At 64.6% G+C, this 2,082-nt stretch carries 4 protein-coding genes; 1 reads left to right on the top strand and 3 read right to left on the bottom strand.

What is annotated here, in order from left to right; genetic code table 11:
* Together ADADOO_RS13330 and ADADOO_RS13325 are read right to left on the bottom strand one after the other, a co-directional pair.
* Positions 1-386, bottom strand: a 386-nt coding sequence (locus ADADOO_RS13330; protein WP_511277991.1) for an isochorismatase family protein, incomplete at its 3' end; no start/stop codon positions are given.
* The gene (locus ADADOO_RS13325; RefSeq protein ID WP_511277990.1) at positions 383-784 is read right to left on the bottom strand and encodes a hypothetical protein; all 402 of its coding nucleotides are present in this window, start codon (positions 782-784) and stop codon (positions 383-385) included. The genes ADADOO_RS13325 and ADADOO_RS13330, both read right to left, overlap by 4 nt.
* Positions 785-871: 87 nt before the next feature.
* Here ADADOO_RS13325 and ADADOO_RS13320 point away from each other — a divergent pair, with 87 nt between their 5' ends.
* Positions 872-1,789 (top strand): LysR family transcriptional regulator, encoded by a 918-nt coding sequence (locus ADADOO_RS13320; protein ID WP_511277989.1) that lies wholly within the window; start codon positions 872-874, stop codon positions 1,787-1,789.
* Here the strand turns inward: ADADOO_RS13320 and ADADOO_RS13315 are convergent.
* A partial coding sequence (locus tag ADADOO_RS13315; RefSeq protein ID WP_511277988.1) for a cation transporting ATPase C-terminal domain-containing protein occupies positions 1,786-2,082 on the bottom strand: 297 nt, incomplete at its 5' end. The genes ADADOO_RS13320 and ADADOO_RS13315 overlap by 4 nt on opposite strands.

The raw sequence follows: 2,082 nt of genomic DNA, 5'->3' as shown, positions 1-2,082 counted from the left end.
GTTTCGACGCCGCGCGTTTGCAGTTCGTCGAGCAGGCTGGTGCCGGTGAAAGCCGAGGGAAGATGCTTGTGGATCACCGTTTCGCCTTCGGCTGGCGCCAGCCCGGCGATGGGCACGGCACCGATTGAATCCGGGGCGAAGATCGGCGCCGTCGCGGGGGCGCGATGCAGGACGTGGATGACCGCAATGCCGGCCTGGTCGGCCCAGGTGCGGAGTTGGCGGGCTGCCTTGCTGGCGGTTGGCTCGTCAGGCAGCGCCAGCGGGCCGTTGCGGTATTCGTTCTGGTAGTCGATGAGGACGACGACGGTTTTGGCAGTTTCCAGCGTGGCGCCGGCGTGCAGGCTGACCGGGACGCCGACGATCTGGCGCAGGGTGCGGGCGTTCATGCTGCTTCTCCAATCAGTTGCCCGGCTTTGCGCGCCGCCTGCGTTTCCCCATCGTAGCCCCAGCTTTCGGCCGGCAGTTCGTGCAGGGCGACGTAGATCGGCGCGGCGCTGGGGCCGATTGCCACGGTCAACAGGGATTTTGCGGCAAAAATGAAATCGGCCTTTTCGGCCGTGCTGTTGGTGCCGGCCGTAATCATCGCCTGCAGGCTGGCCGCAGCGGCGACGGCCTGTCCGTTGGCCGAGAAGGCGCATGCCGGTAACTGCGTGACGCTGACCACAGTGAGCGCCGCTTCCTTGCGCAGGATGCTCTGCATGAGGCGCATCGTTTCCTGCTGCAAGTGCTGAATGGTGCTCGGCGCGAGGCTGGCACCGGCCAGGGTGATGTTGATCAGGGGCATGGTTTTCTCCGTTTGAAGTGACGCCTGCATGATTTCACTGAGCGTTATTGGCTACAATCGAGCTAATTAACAACAGTTTGTTGCCCAATGGAAACAATCAACCAGCTCGATCATTTCTCCGACCTCGCCGTTTTCGTCCGGGTCGTTGATACGCAAGGCTTTTCATCGGCGGCGCGGGCCATGGGCCTGACCAAATCGGCCGTCAGCAAGCGCATCAACCGACTCGAAAAGCAGCTCGGCCTGCGCCTGCTCCAACGCACGACGCGCGCCATGTCGCTGACCGAAGCCGGCCGCGTGCTCTACGAACGGGCGGCACAGGGCGTCGCGCTGCTCGACGAAAGCGCCCGCTTGGCCGCCGGTCTGGTCGAGGCGCCACGCGGCATCCTGCGCGTCACGGCCTCGGTGACTTTCGGCAAGCTCTGTCTGGCGCCGCTGATCCCCGAATTCCTCGCCCGCCACCCGGAAATCGAGGTGCAACTGACCCTGCTCGACCGCCTCGTCGATCTCGTCGAGGAAGGCTATGACGTCGCCCTGCGCCTGACCCGCACGCCGCCCGATCAGGTGGTGGCCAAGGCGCTGATGCCGGTGCGCTACCGGCTGTGTTCGACGGTCAACGCGATAAAAGGCCAAAAAATCGAAACCCCCGCCGACCTCGCCGGCCACAACTGCCTGCATTACGGCTTGCGCGAATTCGGCAACGAATGGCGCTTCCAGCGTGGTAGCGAAGAGGCGCGGATCCGCGTGACGAGCAACGTCTTGGTCAATAACAGCGAGGTCGTGCGCGACCTGCTGCTCGCCGACATGGGCATCGGCTTGGTCTGGAACTACGCCGTCGACCGTGAAATCGCCGACGGCCGGCTGATTCCGCTGCTCCCCGAATGGACGCCGGTCGGCCCCTTCGGCCAGACGGCCTATGCGCTATGGCTGCCGCAAACCCACCTGCCGCCGAAGATTCGCGTCTTCGTCGACTTCCTGGCCGAACGTCTGCGCGAAACACCGACCTAAGCCCGCCGGATAAACCATTTGCGCGTCTCTTCGGCCAGCCCGAGGAAGAGCGCGAACGGCAAGGCGTAGAGGAAAACGTCGAGCGCCAGCGGCGCCGTGCCGAACAGGCGGTTGCCCCACGGCGTGTAGAGAATCGCCGCCATCAGCCCCGCTTCGCTGGCCAGCCCGGCGAGCAGCCAGCGGTTTTCGAGCAAGGAAAAACGCCAGGCCGGCAGACGTGGATGACGACAGACGAAGAGATTGACCATCTGCGCCAGCACGATGGCCATCAGGCAGGCCGAGGTGGCCTGCAG

This window comes from Azonexus sp. (assembly GCF_036170495.1).
Lineage (GTDB): Bacteria > Pseudomonadota > Gammaproteobacteria > Burkholderiales > Rhodocyclaceae > Azonexus.
This window is presented reverse-complemented; position numbering and strand designations above follow the sequence as displayed.

Bases quoted from the DNA above. Each gene is read 5' to 3' on its own strand.
- ADADOO_RS13325 (WP_511277990.1), bottom strand. From the start codon at position 784: ATGCCCCTGATCAACATCACCCTGGCCGGTGCCAGCCTCGCGCCGAGC.
- ADADOO_RS13320 (WP_511277989.1), top strand. From the start codon at position 872: ATGGAAACAATCAACCAGCTCGATCATTTCTCCGACCTCGCCGTTTTC.